The sequence below is a fragment of the Microbacterium sp. M genome (assembly GCF_045181065.1).
In the GTDB taxonomy this organism is placed as follows: Bacteria; Actinomycetota; Actinomycetes; order Actinomycetales; family Microbacteriaceae; genus Microbacterium.
This window is the reverse complement of sequence record NZ_CP173721.1, coordinates 2,229,468-2,249,663: the sequence shown is the minus strand read 5'-3', so window position 1 is coordinate 2,249,663 and position 20,196 is coordinate 2,229,468. Positions and strand designations below refer to the sequence as shown.

Annotated in this window: 19 protein-coding genes; 16 read left to right on the top strand and 3 right to left on the bottom strand. The window is 68.7% G+C overall.

What is annotated here, in order from left to right:
* The first annotated feature begins 9 nt into the window (after positions 1-9).
* The 3 genes from ACI7YT_RS10910 to ACI7YT_RS10900 are packed head-to-tail and all read left to right on the top strand — an operon-like array spanning position 10 to position 3,271.
* Entirely contained in the window at positions 10-966 is a 957-nt protein-coding gene (locus tag ACI7YT_RS10910; RefSeq protein ID WP_406245554.1) for an ABC transporter permease, read from the top strand.
* Positions 963-1,775, top strand: a complete 813-nt coding sequence (locus ACI7YT_RS10905; protein ID WP_406245553.1) for an ABC transporter permease — start codon at positions 963-965, stop codon at positions 1,773-1,775. Before ACI7YT_RS10910 ends, ACI7YT_RS10905 begins: the two co-directional genes overlap by 4 nt.
* Complete coding sequence (locus ACI7YT_RS10900) at positions 1,772-3,271, top strand: ATP-binding cassette domain-containing protein (protein ID WP_406245552.1); 1,500 nt, start codon at positions 1,772-1,774, stop codon at positions 3,269-3,271. The genes ACI7YT_RS10905 and ACI7YT_RS10900 overlap by 4 nt, the downstream gene beginning before the upstream one ends.
* Here the strand turns inward: ACI7YT_RS10900 and ACI7YT_RS10895 are convergent.
* Positions 3,263-3,919, bottom strand: coding sequence for a pentapeptide repeat-containing protein (locus tag ACI7YT_RS10895; RefSeq protein ID WP_406245551.1), 657 nt, complete (start codon positions 3,917-3,919; stop codon positions 3,263-3,265). The genes ACI7YT_RS10900 and ACI7YT_RS10895 overlap by 9 nt on opposite strands.
* Positions 3,920-3,998: 79 nt before the next feature.
* On the opposite strand from ACI7YT_RS10895, the gene ACI7YT_RS10890 reads away from it, so the two are divergent.
* The 7 genes from ACI7YT_RS10890 to ndk all read left to right on the top strand — a co-directional run bounded on the left by ACI7YT_RS10890 (position 3,999) and on the right by ndk (position 11,788).
* Complete coding sequence (locus ACI7YT_RS10890) at positions 3,999-4,151, top strand: CopG family transcriptional regulator (protein WP_406245550.1); 153 nt, start codon at positions 3,999-4,001, stop codon at positions 4,149-4,151.
* Positions 4,148-4,837, top strand: coding sequence for a hypothetical protein (locus ACI7YT_RS10885; RefSeq protein ID WP_406245549.1), 690 nt, complete (start codon positions 4,148-4,150; stop codon positions 4,835-4,837). The genes ACI7YT_RS10890 and ACI7YT_RS10885 overlap by 4 nt, the downstream gene beginning before the upstream one ends.
* 384 nt (positions 4,838-5,221) lie before the next feature.
* Positions 5,222-5,890: an endonuclease domain-containing protein gene (locus ACI7YT_RS10880; RefSeq protein ID WP_406245548.1), complete on the top strand. Its 669-nt coding sequence runs from the start codon at positions 5,222-5,224 to the stop codon at positions 5,888-5,890.
* A gap of 404 nt (positions 5,891-6,294) precedes the next feature.
* On the top strand, positions 6,295-9,621 hold the full coding sequence (ileS, locus tag ACI7YT_RS10875; RefSeq protein ID WP_406245547.1) for an isoleucine--tRNA ligase: 3,327 nt from the start codon (positions 6,295-6,297) through the stop codon (positions 9,619-9,621).
* Entirely contained in the window at positions 9,614-10,966 is a 1,353-nt protein-coding gene (locus ACI7YT_RS10870) for a bifunctional folylpolyglutamate synthase/dihydrofolate synthase (RefSeq protein ID WP_406245546.1), read from the top strand. The genes ileS and ACI7YT_RS10870 overlap by 8 nt, the downstream gene beginning before the upstream one ends.
* Positions 10,963-11,373 carry a DUF4233 domain-containing protein gene (locus ACI7YT_RS10865; RefSeq protein ID WP_406245545.1) on the top strand — a complete coding sequence of 137 codons (411 nt, stop codon included), beginning with the start codon at positions 10,963-10,965 and terminating at the stop codon, positions 11,371-11,373. The genes ACI7YT_RS10870 and ACI7YT_RS10865 overlap by 4 nt, the downstream gene beginning before the upstream one ends.
* Before the next feature lies 1 nt (position 11,374).
* The gene (gene ndk, locus ACI7YT_RS10860) at positions 11,375-11,788 is read left to right on the top strand and encodes a nucleoside-diphosphate kinase (protein ID WP_406245544.1); all 414 of its coding nucleotides are present in this window, start codon (positions 11,375-11,377) and stop codon (positions 11,786-11,788) included.
* Between the two features lie 135 nt (positions 11,789-11,923).
* On the opposite strand, the gene ACI7YT_RS10855 is transcribed toward ndk, so the two are convergent.
* A complete protein-coding gene (locus ACI7YT_RS10855) occupies positions 11,924-12,535 on the bottom strand; it encodes a vitamin K epoxide reductase family protein (protein ID WP_406245543.1) in 612 nt (203 codons plus the stop codon).
* A 269-nt stretch (positions 12,536-12,804) separates the two neighbouring features.
* Between ACI7YT_RS10855 and ACI7YT_RS10850 the strand changes: the two genes are divergently transcribed.
* Entirely contained in the window at positions 12,805-15,396 is a 2,592-nt protein-coding gene (locus ACI7YT_RS10850; protein WP_406245542.1) for an Rne/Rng family ribonuclease, read from the top strand.
* Here ACI7YT_RS10850 and ACI7YT_RS10845 read toward each other — a convergent pair.
* Positions 15,352-15,627 (bottom strand): DUF4031 domain-containing protein, encoded by a 276-nt coding sequence (locus tag ACI7YT_RS10845; RefSeq protein ID WP_406245541.1) that lies wholly within the window; start codon positions 15,625-15,627, stop codon positions 15,352-15,354. The genes ACI7YT_RS10850 and ACI7YT_RS10845 overlap by 45 nt on opposite strands.
* 225 nt (positions 15,628-15,852) lie before the next feature.
* On the opposite strand from ACI7YT_RS10845, the gene rplU reads away from it, so the two are divergent.
* The 5 genes from rplU to ACI7YT_RS10820 all read left to right on the top strand — a co-directional run bounded on the left by rplU (position 15,853) and on the right by ACI7YT_RS10820 (position 20,189).
* The gene (gene rplU / locus ACI7YT_RS10840; RefSeq protein WP_406245540.1) at positions 15,853-16,161 is read left to right on the top strand and encodes a 50S ribosomal protein L21; all 309 of its coding nucleotides are present in this window, start codon (positions 15,853-15,855) and stop codon (positions 16,159-16,161) included.
* 20 nt (positions 16,162-16,181) lie between these two features.
* Entirely contained in the window at positions 16,182-16,439 is a 258-nt protein-coding gene (rpmA, locus tag ACI7YT_RS10835; protein ID WP_243225898.1) for a 50S ribosomal protein L27, read from the top strand.
* A gap of 94 nt (positions 16,440-16,533) precedes the next feature.
* Positions 16,534-18,045, top strand: coding sequence for a GTPase ObgE (obgE, locus tag ACI7YT_RS10830; RefSeq protein WP_406245539.1), 1,512 nt, complete (start codon positions 16,534-16,536; stop codon positions 18,043-18,045).
* Positions 18,042-18,830, top strand: coding sequence for a glutamate 5-kinase (proB, locus tag ACI7YT_RS10825; RefSeq protein ID WP_406245538.1), 789 nt, complete (start codon positions 18,042-18,044; stop codon positions 18,828-18,830). The genes obgE and proB overlap by 4 nt, the downstream gene beginning before the upstream one ends.
* Before the next feature lie 63 nt (positions 18,831-18,893).
* The gene (locus ACI7YT_RS10820; RefSeq protein ID WP_406245537.1) at positions 18,894-20,189 is read left to right on the top strand and encodes a glutamate-5-semialdehyde dehydrogenase; all 1,296 of its coding nucleotides are present in this window, start codon (positions 18,894-18,896) and stop codon (positions 20,187-20,189) included.
* The last annotated feature ends 7 nt before the right edge of the window (positions 20,190-20,196 follow it).

Genomic DNA, 20,196 nt, shown 5'->3' with positions numbered 1-20,196 from the left:
GCGACGTCGGTGAGCGAGAAGGCGGGCCCCAGTGCGCTCGTGCTCCGGATCGCGGGGATCGCGGCATCCGCTGTGCTCGTGCTCTGGGGTGCCGCGACGCTCGCCTTCCTCGCCTTCCGGGTGATCCCCGGGGATCCGGTGTCGGTCATGCTCGGTCCTCAGGCGCAGGTGAGCGAGAGCGTGAAGGACGCGATCCGTGCGGAGCTGGGGCTGGACCGTCCGCCGTTCGAGCAGTACGTCGCGTACCTGGGCGGCCTCGTGCGCGGAGACCTGGGGGAGTCGTACCAGCTCAGGATGCCGGTGTCGGAGGTGATCGGCAGACAGCTCGGGGCGACGCTGCAGCTGTCGGCAGCGGCGCTGGTCATCGCCGTCGTCGTGGCGCTCGCCGTCGCACTCCTGGCGCGCGGTCGCATCATCGGGGCGATAGCGACAGGCATCGAACTCGTCATCCTGTCGTCCCCGGTGTTCTGGATCGGGATCGTGCTGCTGAGCGTCTTCGCCTTCGGACTGGGCTGGTTCCCCGTCACGGGGTCGCGCAACCCTGCGACGCTCGTGCTGCCCGCCATCACGCTCGCTCTTCCTGTGGCGGCGCTGCTCGGGCAGGTGCTGCGGGACGGCATCTCCGAAGCGGAGCGCCAGCCGTTCGCCGACACCGTGCGTGCCCGAGGCGCTGGCCCGGTGTGGCTGACGCTGCGTCACAGTCTGCGTCACGGCGCGACGGGTGCTCTGACCCTCGCCGCGTATCTGACCGGATCGGTTCTCGGCGGCGCCGTCCTCGTCGAGACGGTGTTCGCCCGACCAGGTCTCGGGCGCGTGACCCTCGCCGCCATCACGGATCGGGATCTCCCGGTGATCACCGGGATCATCCTGCTCAGCGCCCTCGTGTTCGTGATCGTGAGCATCGTCGTCGAGCTGCTGCATCCGGTGCTGGATCCGCGGCTGCGCCGTGCGCGGAGCGCCCGATGAACGCCGCGCGGCGTGTGCTCCTGGCTGTGGCCGTCGCGGTGCTCGCCGTCATCGCGCTCGCCGCATTCGCGCCAGGACTGATCTCGAGCCACGATCCGCTGCAGGTGGACGTGCGGTCGACGCTGCTGCCGCCCAGCGCCGAGCATCTGTTCGGCACCGACCAGAGCGGGAGGGACGTCTACTCGCGCGTCGTGCACGGTACGGCGCGCTCGGTCGGGATCGGCCTGCTGGCGACGGCGATCGCTCTGGCCGTCGGACTGCTGATCGGATCTCTCTCCGGATCGTCTCCGCGCGTGGTCGACGCCGGCTTCATGCGACTGAACGATGTGCTGATGGCGTTCCCGGAGTTCCTCATCGCGCTCGTGGTCGTCGCGATCCTCGGGCCTGGTCCGGTGAACGTCGCGGTCGCTGTGACGCTGGCTGCGATCCCGGTCTATGTCCGGCTGGCACGCGTGCAGACGCGTACCCTGCGTCTGGCGGAGCATGTCGAGGCCGCCCGCATCCTCGGGGTGGCTCCCCTCAGGGCGTTCAGCAGGCATGTCGTGCCAGGGGTGCTCGGCTCGCTCAGCGTTCTCGCGACGATCGGTGTCGGCTCCAGCATCCTCGCGGCGGCCGGACTCAGCTTCCTGGGGCTCGGGCCGACCGAGCCGACGCCGGAGTGGGGGTTGATGCTCTCCGGAGGCCGCAACGTTCTCGGACAGGCCTGGTGGGTCTCGGTGTTCCCCGGGATCGCGATCACGCTCACCGTGATGGCGGTGACCGTCGTCGGACGGATCGTGCGGGCCGGCGCTGAGGGGCGGCGGGCATGACGGCTCTCGAGGTGCGCGGGCTGCGGATCGGCTTCGACGGCCACGTGGTCGTCGATGGCGTCTCGTTCTCGGTGGAACCAGGGCAGTGCGTCGCGATCGTCGGGGAGTCCGGCGCGGGTAAGACGCTCACCGCGCGGGCGATGCTCGGGCTGACACCGGCGCACGCCGGTGTGGACGCGGAACTGCTGGAGGTGGCCGGCACCGACGCACGTCGTCTCGACGAGCGTTCGTGGCGTCGGCTGCGCGGCGACACGATCGCCCTCGTCTCCCAGGATGCGCTGGTCTCGTTGGATCCGCTGCAGCGGATCCGCTCCGAGATCGCGGAGCCTCTGCGCCTGCACGAACGGGGGCAGCGCGGCGCGGCGCTGCGCGCCAGGGTGCGCACCCTGCTCGAGCGGGTGTGGATACCCGATGCCGAACGACGCGCCGAGCAGTATCCGCATGAGCTCTCCGGGGGACTGCGGCAGCGGGCGCTGATCGCCTCGGCGCTCGCCGGATCGCCCACGGTCCTCGTCGCGGATGAGCCGACGACGGCGCTGGATGCGACCGTCCAGGCGCGCGTGCTCGACCTGCTGCGCGAGATCGCAGATTCCGGAACCGCGGTGCTGTTCATCAGCCATGACTTCGCCGCCGTGCGTCGCGTCGCCGATCGGATCATCGTGATGCGCGGCGGTCGGGTCGTCGAAGAAGGGGACGCGGCGCAGATCCTGGACGCTCCGCGCGAGGCGTACACGAGGGCGCTGGTGGCGGCGACCCGACACGAGCCGCGCGCCGTCGCGGACGCCGTCGTCGAGCCGGTGCTGTCGGTCGAGGGGCTGTCGAAGGCGTTCGGCGGGGTGCCCGCGGTGTCGAGTGCGTCGTTCCTGGTGCCCAGCGGTCGCACGCTCGGGATCGTCGGAGAATCCGGCTCGGGCAAGACGACGCTCGCCCGCATGATCATCGGAGTGGAGCGTCCGGATGCCGGGTCGCTCACGTGGCACGGCGCCCATCGCGTGCAGTTCGTGCACCAGAACCCGCTCGGAGCCTTCGATCCGCGCTGGAGCGTCGGTCGTTCGCTGCGGGAGGCGCTCGAGGCCGCGGGGGTGCCGAGGGGCGAGCGGGGTGCGCGCATCGCCGCGTTGCTGGCCGAAGTGGATCTGGATCCGGCGCTGGCCGCCCGCCGCCCTGCCGCTCTCTCGGGAGGACAGCGGCAGCGTGCGGCGATCGCGCGGGCCCTCGCGGCCGACCCCGACGTGCTCGTGCTCGACGAACCGGTCTCAGCACTCGATCCGACGGTCCGCGAGCGCGTGCTCGCGCTGCTGCTTCGGCTTCAGCGCGACCGCGGGCTCACGATGCTGTTCGTCTCGCACGACCTCGACGTCGTGGCGGCCGTGGCGGATGACGTCCTGGTGATGAAGGACGGCGCCGTCGTCGAGCAGGGGCGCGTCGTCGATGTGTTCGACGCACCGCAGCATCCGTTCACGCAAGAGCTGCTCGCGGCTTCTGGGTCACGCTAGATCCCGGACCTCGATCCCGACGCCGACCGCGAGGATCGGGGCGAGCTGCTGCACCTGGAAGGTCGTCAGCGTCACGCCGCGCAGGCTGTTGGTGTCGATGAAGGCGAGAGCGTCGAGGCCTCGGAGGTCCACATCCTTGGCGCGCAGTCCGCGTGGGTCGACCTCGTCGCTGCGGCAGTCGTCGAAGCGCACACGCGTCAGTTGCGCCTGCGGCATGTCGAGCGCGCGGATCGTGCAGTCGGCGACGAGGATATCGGTGGCCTTCGCCGCACCGAGATTGAGGTAGTCGATACGCAGATCGCGCAGCTCGAGCTCGGCGATCCGAGTGGTGCTGAGATCGAGGGTGCCGATGCGCCCGCCCGTGATGCGCACGCGCCGGATCCCGGCGTCGCGCAGCTTCAGCGATGCGGCGCGGATGCCGGTGACATCGACATCCATGACATCGGCCCCCGTCATGTCGATCGTGCCGGCGTCGGCCGTCACGACGCATTGCTCGAGGGTCGCGTGCGCGAGATCGACGTCGCCGGCCAGTGCGAGCCGGGACGCCAGAAGATCCGCGCTGCGCGCCGGTTCCGCCGGTGTCAGCGTCTCGGGGAGGTCGGGCGGCGAGACGCGGGGTGCGGCGGGGGATTCGGGGGAGCGTGCCATGCATCGAGCGTAGGGCGCTGGTCGGACACGTGCGGGTCGGATACTTGCATGCCGGATGCTCGGAAGCTATTTTGCTAGCATGCAAGCATCCGAATCCAAGGTGCAGTTCAACGTCTACCTGCCGCAGGACCTGGTCCGCAGCGTGAAGCACCGGGCCGTCGACGACTCCACGAGCCTTTCCGCGCTGGTCGAGACGGCGCTGCGCGCGTATCTCGAGGAGGAATCGCGATGACCGTCGTCCAGCAGATCGTGTACACGGAGCGGCCGGAGCGGTGGTGGGCGCTCGCGGAAACGCTGGGGTTCTCGCCGACGTTCGCTCCGTCACCGGAGTGGGGCGAGTTCCACGCGGACGGCGTCCTCGCCGTCCATTGCGCGACGGCCGACCATGCGGCCGGCGGTGTCGACATCCACGTGCTGGTTCCCGACCTGGATGCCGCGGCATCCGCGCTGTCGGCATTCGATGTCTCCCGCGAGACGATGGATGGTGTCGGAGAGATGCTGACGGTCCGGACGGCGTCGGGCCCGGCGGTGACCGTATCGGCGGGCACCGGGACCGTCTCGGGGGACATCGCCGTGCAGCCGATCTGGTTCCAGGAGGATCTCACCGCACCGCGGGCGATTCTCGAGGCGCTCGGTCTGCGCGCGGGGATCGCGGCCGATCGCGGTGGCTGGGTCGAGATGCGCGGCGATGGCGGCGTGGTCGGGCTGCACTCGGGATCCGCGCGCGTCGGGTTGAGCTTCGAGGCGCGCGGCGACCTCGACGCGCACGCGCGGCGCCTGCGGGATGCCGGTTTCGATGCCGCCGTGGTCGACGAGGCGTTCGCGCGCACGATCCGGATCCCCGACCCTGATGGCGGCGACGAGATCTGGATCAACGGCGTCCAGGACGACCTGTACGGCTATCACCGGGAGGGGTAGCGCGCCGCGACGCGAGCGCCGGGCGCGAACTCCGGACTTGTACGCCAAATTCGGACTGATCCAGCTCAAGCATCCGAAGATGACGCACTTCTCCGCGTGAAGCGCTCGCCCAACCCGCCCTGCACCGGGCGGTGTTTGGGAGAGGTTGTCCACGGATACGGGTGTTGTCCCGGGGTCAGCCTTCGCGCTGATGCCCACAATGGGCGCATGACAGCCCGTACCGACCTCGATCTCGCCGCCGTGGTGACGGACCTGGGTGGAGTCGTTCGGGTGGCTCGACTCGCCGAGTTGGGAGCACGACGCCGCGCCATCGAAGCCGCGGTCGACTCGGGTGCTCTCAGGCGAGTGCGGCGGGGATGGGTGGCGGTACCCGGGGCGGATCCGGTGCTGGTTGCAGCAGCGCGCGCCGGAGTGGTCGTCACCTGCATCTCGCAGGCCAAGCGGCTGGGGCTCTGGGTGCACGAGGAACCGGACCGCTTTCATGTGGGATCGGACCCACGCAGTTCCGGCAAGAAGCCGGATCGCGCCCATGTTCACTGGTCGGTACCGCTGGTTCCGCGATCGCCCGATGCGCTCGAGGATCCGATTGAGAATGTCCTCGCGATCGTCGCAGAGTGTGAACCCTACGAGCAGGCGCTCGCGACGTGGGAGTCCGCGTTGAACCAGAGCCTCGTGAGTCTCAACGGTCTTGCGCACTACCGCTGGAAACCGTCCGCTCGACGGCTGCTCGCCGATGCCCTGCCTTTCGCGGATGCTGGGCTCGAGACGTACCTGCGGTCGCGCCTGCGATGGTTGCGTCTGCCGATCCGGGCGCAGATATGGATCGCGGGGCACCGCGTGGACGCGCTCATCGGCGATCGCCTCGTCCTGCAGATCGATGGTGCCAGCCATGTCGGCGAACAGCGCAGCGAGGACATCCGGCACGACGCGGAACTGCGTCTCATGGGCTACCACGTGATCCGCGTCAGCTACACGCAGATGATGTTCGAGTGGGCGATGGTTCAGGACCTCATCATGCGAGCCGTGGCTCAAGGGCTGCATCTCGCGGCGTGAACAGCGGCCCAAGTGCCCGCGCGATGGCGCCGGATGTACGCCAACTTCGGACTTGTACGCCACATTCGGAGTGATTCAGCTCAAGCGTCCGAAGATGGCGTACTTCTCCGCTCGAAGCGCCCGGTCGCGCGTCAACAACGCCGCCGCACGCGCCTGACGTGCGAGAAGCGCGATCCCACGCGGATCCCGCGTACAATTGACCCAAAGCATCGATCCGGCCATCACCGGGGAGCTCTCGGAAGAACAGTCGCAGGACCTACTAGAACCGAGCGGGGCAGGCCCGTCATCGCCGCAGTGAGAGTGGCCCCGCCGTGAGGCGGCGCACGCGGGGTGGTACCGCGGTCCTTCGCACGACAGGATCGTCCTCGCAGCAGCATCCGCCACGACGAACACTGCGAGTCACGATGACCTATCCACGCCCTTCCGCCTTCGGCCCCGCCGCCGACTCCGTCACGCCCAGCCCGCGGCTGCCCGCGATCGAGCAGGAGATCCTGGAGTTCTGGAAGACGGACGACACGTTCCGCGCCTCCATCGCGCAGCGCGACGGCGCCGAGGAGTGGGTGTTCTACGACGGCCCGCCGTTCGCCAACGGCCTGCCGCACTACGGGCACCTCCTGACGGGATACGCCAAGGATCTCTTCCCGCGCTTCCAGACGATGCTCGGCAAGAAGGTCGACCGCGTCTTCGGCTGGGACACCCACGGCCTGCCCGCTGAACTCGAGGCGATGAAGCAGCTCGGCATCACCGAGAAGAGCGAGATCGAGGACATGGGCATCGACGTCTTCAACGCGAAGGCGAAGAGCTCCGTGCTGGCCTACACACGCGAATGGCAGGACTACGTCACGCGTCAGGCGCGCTGGGTCGACTTCGACCGCGGGTACAAGACGCTCGATCTCGGCTACATGGAGAGCGTGCTGTGGGCGTTCAAGACGCTGTACGACAAGGGGCTCGCCTACGAGGGCTACCGCGTCCTGCCGTACTGCTGGCGTGACGAGACGCCGCTGAGCGCGCACGAGCTGCGCATGGACGACGACGTGTACCAGATGCGCCAGGACCCGTCCGTCACGGTCGCGTTCCCCCTCACAGGGCCGGATGCCGAGGCGAAGGGTCTCGACGGCGTCCGCGTCCTCGCGTGGACGACGACCCCGTGGACCCTTCCGACCAACATGGCGCTCGCCGTCGGTCCGGAGATCGCCTACGCGGTCGTCCCAGCGGGTCCGAATGGTGCTGCAGACGGCAGCGCCGGCCGCTTCCTGCTCGCCGCCGACCTGCTCGCCGGGTACGCGAAGGATCTCGGTTACGAGGACGCCGCCGCGGCATCCGATGCCGTCGAGCGCACCGTCTCGGGGGCGGAGCTGTCCGGCCTGAGCTACGAGCCGCTGTTCGACTACTACACGGATGCCGCGACCTACGGCACCGAGAACGCCTGGCGCATCCTCGTCGACGACTACGTCACGACCTCGGACGGCACCGGCGTCGTCCACCAGGCGCCCGCCTACGGCGAGGACGACCAGCGCGTCGCGACGGCTGCCGGCATCCCGACGATCCTGTCCCTCGACGACGGGGGACGTTTCCTCCCGAACGTGACCGACGTCGCCGGCGAGCTCTGGATGGATGCGAACACGCCTCTCGTCCGGTTGGTGCGCGAGCAGGGCAGACTCATCCGGCTGCAGAGCTACGAGCACTCCTACCCGCATTGCTGGCGCTGCCGGAACCCCCTGATCTACAAGGCCGTGTCGAGCTGGTTCATCCGCGTCACGGACATCAAGGACGACATGCTCGCGAACAACGAGCAGATCACCTGGGTGCCCGAGAACGTCAAGCACGGCCAGTTCGGCAAGTGGCTCGAGGGCGCGCGCGACTGGTCGATCAGCCGCAACCGCTACTGGGGCTCGCCGATCCCGATCTGGAAGAGCGACGACCCCGAATACCCGCGTGTCGACGCCTACGGTTCGCTGGAAGAGCTGGAGCGCGACTTCGGTGCGCTCCCGCGCAATCCGGAGGGCGAGATCGATCTGCACCGCCCGTACATCGACGACCTGACGCGTCCGAACCCGGACGACCCGACGGGCAAGAGCACGATGCGCCGCATCGAGGACGTCTTCGACGTGTGGTTCGACTCCGGTTCGATGCCGTACGCCCAGGTGCACTACCCGTTCGAGAACCAGGAGTGGTTCGACGCCCACGCGCCGGCGGACTTCATCGTGGAGTACATCGGACAGACCCGCGGCTGGTTCTACGTCATGCACGTGCTGTCGACCGCGCTGTTCGATCGCCCGGCGTTCACCGGTGTCAGCTGCCACGGCATCGTGCTCGGCAGCGACGGCTACAAGATGTCGAAATCGCTGCGCAACTACCCCGACGTCTCCGAAGTGCTCGACCGCGACGGCTCCGATGCGATGCGCTGGTTCCTCATGTCGAGCTCGGTGCTCCGCGGTGGCAATCTCGCGGTGACGGAGGAGGGGATCCGCGCCGGCGTCCGTGAGTTCCTGCTTCCGCTGTGGAACTCGTGGTACTTCTTCGCGACCTACGCCAACGCGTCGGGCGACGGCTACGAGGCATCCTGGCGCACGGACTCGACCGATGTCCTGGACCGCTACATCCTCGCCCGCCTCGGCGACCTCGTGCGCGAGGTCCAGACCGACCTCGAGGGCCTGGACTCGACGACGGCGGCCGGCCGCCTGCGCGACTTCGCCGAGACTCTGACGAACTGGTACATCCGGCGCTCGCGTGACCGCTTCTGGACCGGTGTCACCGACGACCCGAAGAGCCGTGAGGCCTTCGACACCCTCTACACCGTGCTCGAGACCCTGAGCCGCGTCGCGGCTCCGCTCGTGCCGCTGATCAGCGAGCGCGTCTGGCAGGGGCTCACGGGTGGCCGCAGCGTCCACCTGACGGACTGGCCGGATGCCTCGGCGTTCCCGGCTGCGGATGAGATCCGCGATGCGATGGATGCCGTGCGCGAACTCTCCAGCGTCGGCAACGCCCTGCGCAAGAAGGAGAAGCTGCGCGTGCGCCTGCCGCTCGCCCGACTGACTGTCGTCTCGCCGCTGGCCGGTTCGCTCGGGCAGTTCGAGGACATCCTGCGCGAAGAGCTCAACGTCAAGTCCGTCGAGCTCGTGCAGCTCACCGACAACGCCGCGGCGGAGTACGGCATCAGCCACCGCCTGAGCGTGAACGCACGCGCCGCAGGTCCTCGCCTCGGCAAGGAGGTGCAGCGGGTGATCCGCGCCGCGAAGGACGGCTTCTGGACCGAAGACGCCGGCGTCGTGACGGCTGACGGCGTCGTGCTGGAGCCGCACGAGTACGAGCTGGTACTGGAGACCACCGGTCGCCCGGAGGGCGAGGCCCTCGCGATCGTCCCGAGCGGTGGATTCGTGCTGCTGGACACGCTGACCACACCGGATCTCGAGTCCGAAGGACTGGCTCGGGACGCGATCCGCGTCGTGCAGGAGGCTCGTAAGAACGCCGATCTCGACGTGAGCGATCGCATCGTATTGACGCTCGACGTCGCGGTCGCGAACGTCGATGCCCTCCTGGCGCACGGGGAGTTCATCGCGGGGGAGACTCTCGCAACCAGCTGGGCAGTCAGCGGAGTGGACGACATCGATGTTCTCGTCGACGCGGCCACGAGCGGCGGTGGCTTCTTCAAGAGCGGCGCGAGAGCGCTCGGTTCGGAGAAATCCGGGATCGTCGTCACCATCGAACGTGCAGGAGCAACGAATGTCTGATCGCGACCGCGCGGATGCCGTCTACGAGGCGCTGCTTGCTCGAGCGGGCGAGCGGTGGGTGCAGCCCCGCAAGGAGCGGACGGCGCGCATCCTGACCCTGCTGGATGATCCGCAGCGCACCTACCGCGTCGTGCACATCACCGGCACGAACGGGAAGACCTCGACCGCGCGGATGATCGAGAGCCTGCTCAGGGCGCACGGTCTGCGCACCGGTCTGTTCACGAGCCCGCATCTGGAGCGCTTCACCGAGCGCATCATGATCGACGGCGAGCCCATCGACGACGGCGCGATCGCCGACGCCTGGGACGAGATCGAGCCGTTCGTCGGCATCGTCGACGCCGAACTCGAAGCTGCTGGTGACGCAGCGCTGACGTTCTTCGAACTGCTCACGGTGCTCGCGTTCGTCGCGGCCGCCGACGCACCCGTCGACGTGCTCGTGCTCGAGGTCGGCATGGGCGGCGCGTGGGATTCGACCAACACGGCCGATGGCGACGTCGCGGTGTTCGCGCCGATCGACATCGACCATGCGGATCGGCTCGGCGACACGATCGAGGCCATCGCCGAGGTGAAGGCAGGAATCATCAAGGAGGGCGCGGCTGTCGTCTCCGCGCAGCAACCGGATGAGGTCGCTGAGGTGCTGCGCCGTGTGGCCGCGGAGAAGAGCGCGACGATCGCGTTCGAGGGTGCCGATTTCGGGCTCGCCGAGCAGAAGCTCGCGGTCGGCGGTCAGCTGCTCACCGTGCGGGGCCTCGCCGGCCAGTACGTCGAGGAATATCTCCCGCTCTACGGTGCCCACCAGGGGCACAATGCCGCTCTGGCGGTCGCTGCGGTCGAGTCCTTGATCGGCGGAGGATCGCAGCCGATCGCCGGCGACATCATCACCGAAGGCTTCCAGGGCGCGACGTCGCCGGGGCGACTGCAGTTGCTGGGCATCGCACCGACGGTGGTCGTGGACGCGGCGCACAACCCGCACGGCGCGACCGCCCTCGCGCAGGCGCTCGACGACAGCTTCGATTTCGACGAGTGGGGCGTGGTTCTCGGCATCCTGTCCGACAAGGATGCCGCAGGCATCGTGTCCGTGCTGGCACCGGCGGCAGCGCACGTGTTCGCGACCGCGCCGGAGTCGGAACGCGCGAGCGATGCCGACGCGATCGCGGACCTGGTCGAGCAGGCCGGGCACCGGGCCACCGTGCACCCGTCTCTCGCCGAGGCCGCAGATGCGGCGCGCGAGTGGGCGGCATCCTCCGACCGCCGTGCGGTCGTGATCGCCGGCTCCGTTGTGCTCGCCGGCGAGGCGATCGCCCTGGCCGAGGAAGAGGACTGGAAATCCGGGTGGCGCGCATGAGCGACACTCCCTCGGCGCAGCGTCCGCGTGCGCAGCGCAGCCTCGTCCAGAAACTCGCGCCGATCGTGCTGGGTTTCGAGGCGATCGTCGTGTTCCTCGGCGGCCTGACGATCTTCGGCCTCCGAGTGCTGCCCGACCCGATCGCCGACTGGTGGGCCATCGTCGGCGGTGCCGTGCTGGCACTGGCGTGCATCGCGATCGCCGGACTCATCACGAAGCCGGGGGCGATCGCCGCGGGGTGGGCGGTACAGCTGATCGTCGGACTGTCCGCGTTCCTGGTCCCGGCCATGCTCATGGTCGTGCTGGTTTTCGGTGGCATGTGGGGGTATGCGACGATCATGGGGGCCAAGCTGGATGCACGACGTCCGGCAGGAGCCGAAACCGATTCTTCGACAGAGAGTGAATGACATGGCCACCGAAGAAACCCTCGTCCTCGTCAAGCCCGATGGCGTCGCTCGCGGCCTCACCGGCACGATTCTCGCGCGCATCGAAGCCAAGGGCTATGCGCTCGTCGACATCCGCCTCGTCGAGCCGGACCGCGACCTGCTGGCCGCGCACTACGCCGAGCACGAGGGCAAGCCGTTCTACGAGCCGCTGCTCGAGTTCATGCTGTCCGGACCGTCCGTGGCGATCCGTCTCGCCGGAAACCGCGTGATCGAGGGCTTCCGCTCGCTCGCCGGCACCACCGACCCGACCACGGCCGCGCCGGGCACGATCCGCGGCGACTTCGGTCGCGACTGGGGCCTGAAGGTGCAGCAGAACCTCGTCCACGGCTCCGACAGCCCCGAGTCCGCCGCGCGCGAGCTCGGCATCTGGTTTTGACACGGCTGGACTCAATGCGGCGCAGCCGCGTTGAGTCGAGCTCGTGTCAAGGTTGAGCGAGCGCAGCGAGTCGAAACCCAACCGCTGACGAAGGCCCGCTCCCTGAGGGAGCGGGCCTTCGTGCTGCAAGGGCGGTCAGAACCAGAGATCCACGAGGGCGCCCAGGAAGTCCATGTTGTTCACCTGCAGCAGGAGGATGACCAGCGCGCAGCCCACGATGGAAGCCAGCGGCACCCACGCCATGAGCTTCTGACCGATCGCCATCGCCTTTTCCGATCGGCTGAACGTGCCGTTTCGCAGCAGATGCACCATCGTCGAGATGAACGTGGGGATCGTGACCGCCCAGGTGACCAGGCACCAGGGGCAGAGCACGAAGAGCTCGAAGACGGTCTGTCCGATCAGCCAGCACACGAACCCGAACGCGAAGGTGATCCCGGCGCCGAACAGGGCCCAGAACCAGCGCGGGAAGCGGGCGCCCGCGATCAGCGCCACGCCGACGACGAGCGGAGCCATCCAGCCGGTCAGACCGAGAAGCGGATTCGGAAAGCCGAAGACGGCACCCTGCCATGATCCGAGATTCGTGCTGCACTGCAGGAAGGGGCTGATGTCGCAGGCCAGCGGGTCGCCAGGATTCTCGAGCAGGTAGAACTTCTCCACGGTGAGTTGGAAGGCGGCCCACCACCCGATCACGCTCGCGATGATCAACCAGATTCCGTACCCGACATAGCGGGGGCGCTGCTCCGTCATAGCGCCAGTATCTCAGCGATTGCTATGGGCGCAGCGTGAGGCCGCCGGGACAATCCGCACGTCGGATGCCGCGATATCCCGCGCATGATGCGATAATGGCGTGTGATGCTTCTCGCGGCGCCGCCGCTGACAGGCATCGACGAAGACTTCGGGGCACACGCCCCACGCGATCAGAGCAGAAGAGCCGATCGCACGCCGAGTGAGTTCGCGGCCCGTGCCGCATGAGATTTCGCGGAGCACACAGTGCCCGTGCAGGGAGTTCGCCAGAGATGGCCGATGACAACAATGACAACAACAACCCGACCCTCGACGAGAATGCAGAGCCCGCGCTAGACGCGACGCTGCAGACTCCGGACTCCGCTGAGGCTCCGGACGTCGACGTGCCTGCAGAGGATGCCGGAGCGGACGCTCCCGAGCAGACGTCGGCCGACACGCCGGACGCATCTGAGCGCGAGACGGGCGAGCCCGGATCGGAGTCCGACGCGGCGCCGACCGAGACCGTGCCCGAGCCGGCTCCTGAGTCGAGCGAGTCTGAGCCGGAGTCGAGCGAGGTCGATTCCGCGCCCGTCGAGGAAGAGTCCGCAACGGCTGTGCTGCCCGACGCAGAGACGGCAACGTCAGAGCCCGCCGAGCCCGCCGACGCAGAGCCCGCGACGAGCGCCCCGGTTCCGGCGGAGTCCCCGGCCGAGTCAGAGTCCGGTGCGGCCGAGCCCGAAGCTGTGAAGACCGCGCCTGAGCCCGTGTCCGTACCCGCCAAGCCCGAGCCGCTCACCGCGGTCAGCCTGGGGCTGATCCCCGAGACCTTCGTCTCGCGCGTCTCCACCCAGTTGCACTTCTATGCGCCCGAGATCGCACCGCTGCCTGCGCGACCAGGCCGTGACCGCGACGGCGCCCGTGATCGCGATCGTGACCGTGACCGCGACCAGGATGCCGACGAGTCCGGCTCGCCCGCGCGCCGTGGACGTCGTCGCCGCGGGGGCAATGGCGAAGGCGATGACGAGCAGCGCTCCGAGCCGCGCCAGCGTCAGCGCGTCGTCGAGTACATCACCGAGCCGAAGGCCATCAAGGGCTCCACGCGCCTCGAGGCCAAGAAGCAGCGCCGCCGTGACGGTCGCGATGCCGGGCGCCGTCGTCCCGTGGTCACCGAGGCGGAGTTCCTCGCGCGCCGCGAATCCGTGGACCGCAACATGGTCGTCCGCTCCAAGAACGGCCGCACGCAGATCGCGGTCATCGAGGACAAGGTGCTCGTCGAGCACTACGTGGCCCGCAACCAGGACGCGTCGCTCATCGGCAACGTGTACCTCGGCCGCGTCCAGAACGTCCTGCCCAGCATGGAGGCGGCGTTCGTCGACATCGGCCGCGGACGCAATGCCGTGCTGTACTCCGGTGAGGTCGACTGGGACGGCGTCGAGACCGGCAACCAGCCGCGACGCATCGAGCTCGCCCTCAAGCCGGGCGATCGTGTCCTCGTGCAGGTGACGAAGGATCCGGTCGGCCACAAGGGTGCTCGCCTGACCAGCCAGATCTCGCTCCCCGGCCGCTACCTCGTGTACGTGCCGAACGGATCGATGAACGGCATCTCGCGCAAGCTCCCCGACAACGAGCGCGCGCGTCTCAAGCGCATCCTCAAGGAGGTCCTGCCCGAGTCCAGCGGCGTCATCGTCCGCACGGCCGCCGAGGGCGCGACCGAGGACCAGCTCACCCGCGATGTGCAGCGCCTCACGAACCAGTGGGAGCACATCCGCAAGCAGGTCGAGAACCAGCAGGCGCCCGCGCTCCTGCATGCCGAGCCCGACCTCCTGGTGAAGATCGTCCGCGACGTCTTCAACGAGGACTTCACGAAGATGCTCATCCAGGGCGAAGAGGCGCAGCGCACGATCCGCGCCTACCTCGAGAGCGTCGCGCCGGATCTGCTCGAGCGCGTCGAGGAGTACGAGGACGAATCAGACCCGTTCGACGTGTTCCGCGTCACCGAGCAGATCGAGAAGGCTCTGGACCGCAAGGTCTGGCTGCCCTCCGGTGGTTCGCTCGTGATCGACCGCACCGAGGCCATGACCGTCGTCGACGTCAACACCGGCAAGTTCGTCGGATCCGGCGGCAATCTCGAAGAGACGGTCACGAAGAACAACCTCGAGGCCGCTGAGGAGATCGTCCGTCAGCTCCGTCTGCGCGACATCGGCGGCATCATCGTCGTCGACTTCATCGACATGGTGCTCGAGTCCAACCGCGATCTCGTGCTGCGCCGTCTCGTGGAGTGCCTGAGCCGCGATCGGACCAAGCACCAGGTGGCGGAGGTCACATCGCTCGGGCTCGTGCAGATGACCCGCAAGAAGCTCGGACTCGGCCTGCTGGAGACGTTCAGCGAGGCGTGCGAGGTCTGCGCCGGCCGCGGTGTCATCGTGCACCACGACCCGGTGGTCAAGCACCGTTCGAGCAACGGCAGCACATCGAACCGTCGTCAGCGCGGCGGCAACCAGCCCAGCGCGCCGGCGCCGGCGGCCGGTGTGACCCACAGCATCCCCGAAGGTGCGAAGACGGCTCTCGCTCAGATCGCGGCATCCACGCGGGTCGTCGCGGCCGAAACGCCGGACGAGGCGCCGGCCGTCGAGCTGCCCGCTGCGGCCGAGCGTCCGAAGAAGGCGCGCAAGAAGCGCTCGGAGCGGGCCAAGGCGCCGCGCACCGAGGCGGATGTTCTTCTCGACTCGGTACTGGATGCTCTGCCGGAGCCCAAGGCTCCCGGTCAGGGGCGCAACCGCCGCCGCGTGACCACGGCTGCTCTCACCGGCACGCCGGTGTCCGTGAACGCCGACTCGGGGTCAGTGACTGCCGCGCCGGTCGCGAGCGGGGACGCGCAGTCCTGACGCGATCAGCCGACGCGTGAGCTCTTTTCCGCCCACCGGGGTGGCACCTGCTGCGACGAGCCGGGGGATGATCTCCTCCGGCACGTCGTAGTGGTCGAGGTCGAACGCGCGCTCCGGCACGTCGTTGCGGCGTGCGAAGGCGTGCAGTTCATGGAGATCCTCATCGCTGACGAGGTGCGCCCAGAGCCGTCCGTGAGCGGGCCAGATCGGGTCGTCGACGAGTACGGTCACCGTGCGATCCTACGTCCGGGCGGATCTCGCGCGACACGGCATCCGCTCGCTTTGCCACATCGGCCGGCATCCGGTAAAGTGGACCCTTGGTGCGCGAGCTGAACCGTCCCCAGGGCGGTCCGGATGAGCCCCGGTGCTCGCACCCGTCAGACCTGCGACGAACGCAGGCACAGTCTTCCCGTGAGATTTCCGGAGCCTTGAGCTCCCCGATGAAACAGGTATCAAGTGGTTTACGCAGTAGTGCGCGCCGGCGGACGGCAGGAGAAGGTCGAGGTCGGCACGATCGTTCAGCTCGACCGTGTCAAGGCGACCCAGGGCGAGAAGATCGAGCTGCCCGCAGTGCTGCTCGTCGACGGCGCCACGGTGACCACCGACGCCGACAAGCTGGCGAAGGTCAAGGTCACCGCCGAGGTCATCGGCAACCTCCGCGGCCCGAAGATCGTCATCCAGAAGTTCAAGAACAAGACCGGTTACAAGAAGCGTCAGGGCCACCGCCAGGAGCTCACGCGCGTCAAGATCACCGGCATCAAGTAAGCACGAAGGGGAGCTGAGAAATGGCACACAAAAAGGGCGCGAGCTCGACCCGCAACGGTCGTGACTCCAACGCACAGCGACTCGGCGTGAAGCGCTTCGGCGGTCAGACCGTCAACGCCGGCGAGATCCTCGTCCGCCAGCGCGGTACGCACTTCCACCCCGGCGTGAACGTCGGCCGTGGCGGCGACGACACGCTGTTCGCTCTCGCAGCGGGCTCGGTCGAGTTCGGCGCGAAGGGCGGCCGCAAGGTCGTCAACATCGTCGCAGCTGCCGAGTAATCCGCAGCACAGCAACCATCCGAACGGGGCGGGCATTTGCCCGTCCCGTTCGTGCTTTCCCCCTTCGCTCAGCTCAGGAACCAGAGGACACCACATGGTCACCTTCGTCGACACGGTGACGCTCCACCTGCGCGCAGGCAAGGGCGGCAACGGCTGCGTGTCGGTGCACCGCGAGAAGTTCAAGCCGCTCGGCGGCCCCGATGGCGGCAACGGCGGTGACGGCGGCGACATCGTCCTCGTCGCCGACCCGCAGACCGGCACCCTGCTGTCGTATCACCACTCGCCGCACCGCTCCAGCGGCAATGGCGGGTTCGGCATGGGCGACCATCGCTCCGGCTTCGCGGGGGAGACCCTCGAACTGCCGGTTCCGGTCGGCACGGTCGTCAAGGATGCCGATGGCGAAGTCCTGGTGGACATGGTCGTACCAGGGGAGCGCGTCGTCGTCGCCCAGGGCGGCCGCGGCGGCCTCGGCAACGCGGCGCTCGCATCTCCGAAGCGCAAGGCGCCGGGTTTCGCGCTGCTGGGCACACCGGGTTTCGAGGGCGACGTCGTCCTCGAGCTCAAGACCGTCGCCGACGTGGCACTGGTCGGCTACCCGTCGGCCGGCAAGTCGAGCCTGATCGCAGCGATCTCGGCAGCGCGGCCCAAGATCGCCGACTACCCGTTCACGACGCTGCACCCGAATCTCGGTGTCGTGCAGGCCGGTGATGCGCGCTACACCGTCGCCGACGTTCCAGGACTCATCGAAGGCGCCAGTGAAGGACGCGGACTCGGTCTCGAGTTCCTCCGCCATGTGGAGCGCTGCTCCGCGCTGCTGCACGTGCTCGACTGCGCCACGCTCGAGCCGGGTCGCGACCCGATCAGCGATCTCGACGTCATCATCGCCGAGCTTGCAGCCTACGAGGTGCCAGAGGGCCAGATCCCGCTGCTGGAGCGTCCGCAGCTCGTCGCGCTGAACAAGATCGACGTCCCGGAAGCACGCGATCTCGCCGAACTCGTGCGCCCCGAGCTCGAGGAGCGCGGCTTCCGCGTGTTCGAGATCTCCACGGTGTCGCACGAGGGCCTGCGCCCGCTGACCTTCGCACTCGGCGACATCGTCGAGAAGCACCGCGCAGAGGCGGCCGTCGCCGTCCCCACCGAGCGTGTCGTGATCCGCCCCAGGGGCTCCAAGAAGGAGTTCACGGTGCGGGTCGAGGGCGGCACCTACGGCAACGTCTACCGTGTGATCGGCGAGAAGCCGGTGCGCTGGGTGCAGCAGACCGACTTCCAGAACGAAGAAGCCGTCGGCTACCTCGCGGATCGCCTGGAGCGTCTCGGCGTCGAGGACGAACTGTTCCGTCTCGGCGCGACGCCGGGCGCCACGGTCGTCATCGGCGAGGGCGATGGCCTCGTGTTCGACTGGGAGCCGTCGATGTCCTCGGCGGCGGAGCTGATGGTCGCGCCTCGCGGTACCGACCCGCGCTTCGCCGCGACGAACCCGCGACGGACGACGACGCAGCGCCGCGAGCAGTACTACGAGCGGATGGACGCCAAGGCCGCGCTGCGCGCTGAGGCCGAAGAGCGCCGCATCGTCACCGAGGAGGACCTCGACGGGGACCAGGCATGACGGCCCGCACCCGCGAGGAGCTCGCCACTGCCGCCCGCATCGTGGTGAAGGTCGGCTCGTCGTCGATCAGCGGTGAGTCGTCGTGGCGGATCCCGATGATCGTGAACGCCCTGCAGAAGGCGCACGGCCGCGGATGCGAGATCGTCCTGGTGTCGTCCGGAGCGATCGCCACCGGCATCCCGTTTCTCGATCTGGATGCCAGGCCGACCGATCTCGCGACGCAGCAGGCTGCGGCGGCTGTCGGACAGAACATCCTCGTCTACCGCTACCAGGAGGCGCTGCGCCCGTTCGGGATCGTCGCCGGTCAGGTGCTGCTGACCACGGGCGACCTCGAGACGCCGACGTCGCGCAGCAATGCCCGTCGGGCGATGGAGCGTCTGCTGGGCCTTCGGATCCTGCCGATCGTGAACGAGAACGACACGGTCGCGACCCAGGAGATCCGCTTCGGAGACAACGACCGGCTCGCGGCGCTGGTCGCCCAGCTGGTTCAGGCCGATGCCCTCGTCCTGCTCAGCGATGTCGAGGCGCTGTACACCAAGCCTCCGACGGATCCGGATGCCGAGCCGCTGGACGTGATCGGGGCCGACGAGGATCTCACGGGTCTCGAGTTCGGCGCCACCGTCGTGAACAGCGTCGGCACCGGAGGAGCGGCTACCAAGGTGTCCGCCGCCCGGCTCGCCGCGGCATCCGGCATCGGCGTGCTGGTGACCGGAGCCGACCTCATCGACCGGGCGCTGTCCGGCGAGCACATCGGCACCTGGTTCGTGCCGGCGACACCCGCCTGATCGGCGCGCCCTCGCCCCTGTCACAGCGGCCCGGGGAAGAGCACCGCTCGATACACTGGGCTGATGAGCGCCGACACCCTCACCGCACCCGCCGACCCCGCCGCCACGGACGTCGCAGGGCCACAGCAGCGCCTCGCCCTCGCCAAGGACGCGTCTCGCGCCACAGCGCAGCTCACCAGCGATGACAAGGCGCGGGCGCTCGAGGCGATCGCACGGGCGCTGGAGGCCGACGCGGACCGGATCATCGCCGCGAACGCGCAGGACATCGCGCGCGGAAAAGCCGACGGCATCGGCTCGTCGCTGATCGATCGGCTGCGCCTGGACTCCGCACGCGTCGCGGCCCTCGCCGCTGCCGTCCGTGAGGTCGCCGCGCTGGCCGACCCGGTCGGTCAAGTCGTCGGAGGACACCGGATGCCCAACGGCGTGGCTCTTCAGCAGGTGCGCGTGCCGTTCGGAGTGGTCGGCGCCATCTACGAAGCGCGACCGAACGTGACCGTCGACATCGCCGCGCTCGCGCTGCGCTCGGGCAACGCGGTCGTGCTGCGCGGCGGCAGCGCCGCGCGGGAGTCCAACACGGTCCTCGTGCAGGTCATGCGCGACGCGCTGGAGGGCATCGGCATCACGCCGGAGGCGATCCAGACCGTCGACGACTTCGGACGCGACGGTGCGAAGGCGCTCATGCACGGTCGGGGGTTCATCGACGTGCTCGTGCCCCGCGGCAGTGCGTCGCTCATCGAGGCCGTCGTCACCGAATCCACCGTGCCGGTGATCGAGACCGGCGCGGGCAACGTGCACATCGTCCTCGACGAGACGGCGCCGGCCGACTGGGCCACGCAGATCGTCGTCAACGCGAAGGTCCAGCGTCCCAGCGTCTGCAACGCCGTCGAGACCGTGCTCGTCCACCGTCAGGCCGCGCCGCGGCTCATCCCGCTGGTGGCCAGCGCGCTGCAGAGCGAGGGCGTCGCAATCCATGGCGACGACATCGTCGCCGGGCTCGTCAGCAACGTGATCCCGGCCACGGAGGAGGACTGGGAGACCGAATACCTCAGTCTCGACATCGCCATCAAGGTCGTGGATTCGCTCGACGACGCGCTGGCGCATATCCGCAGGTACAGCACCGGGCACACCGAGGCGATCATCACGACCGATTCCCGTAGCGCCGAGCGCTTCCTCGCCGAGGTGGATTCGGCTGTCGTGATGGTGAACGCCTCCACGCGCTTCACCGATGGCGCGGAGTTCGGCTTCGGCGCCGAGGTCGGCATCTCGACGCAGAAGCTGCACGCGCGAGGGCCGATGGGGCTCTCCGAACTGACCAGCACGAAGTGGCTCGCGCGTGGGGCGGGGCAGACGCGCGGCTGAGCGATAG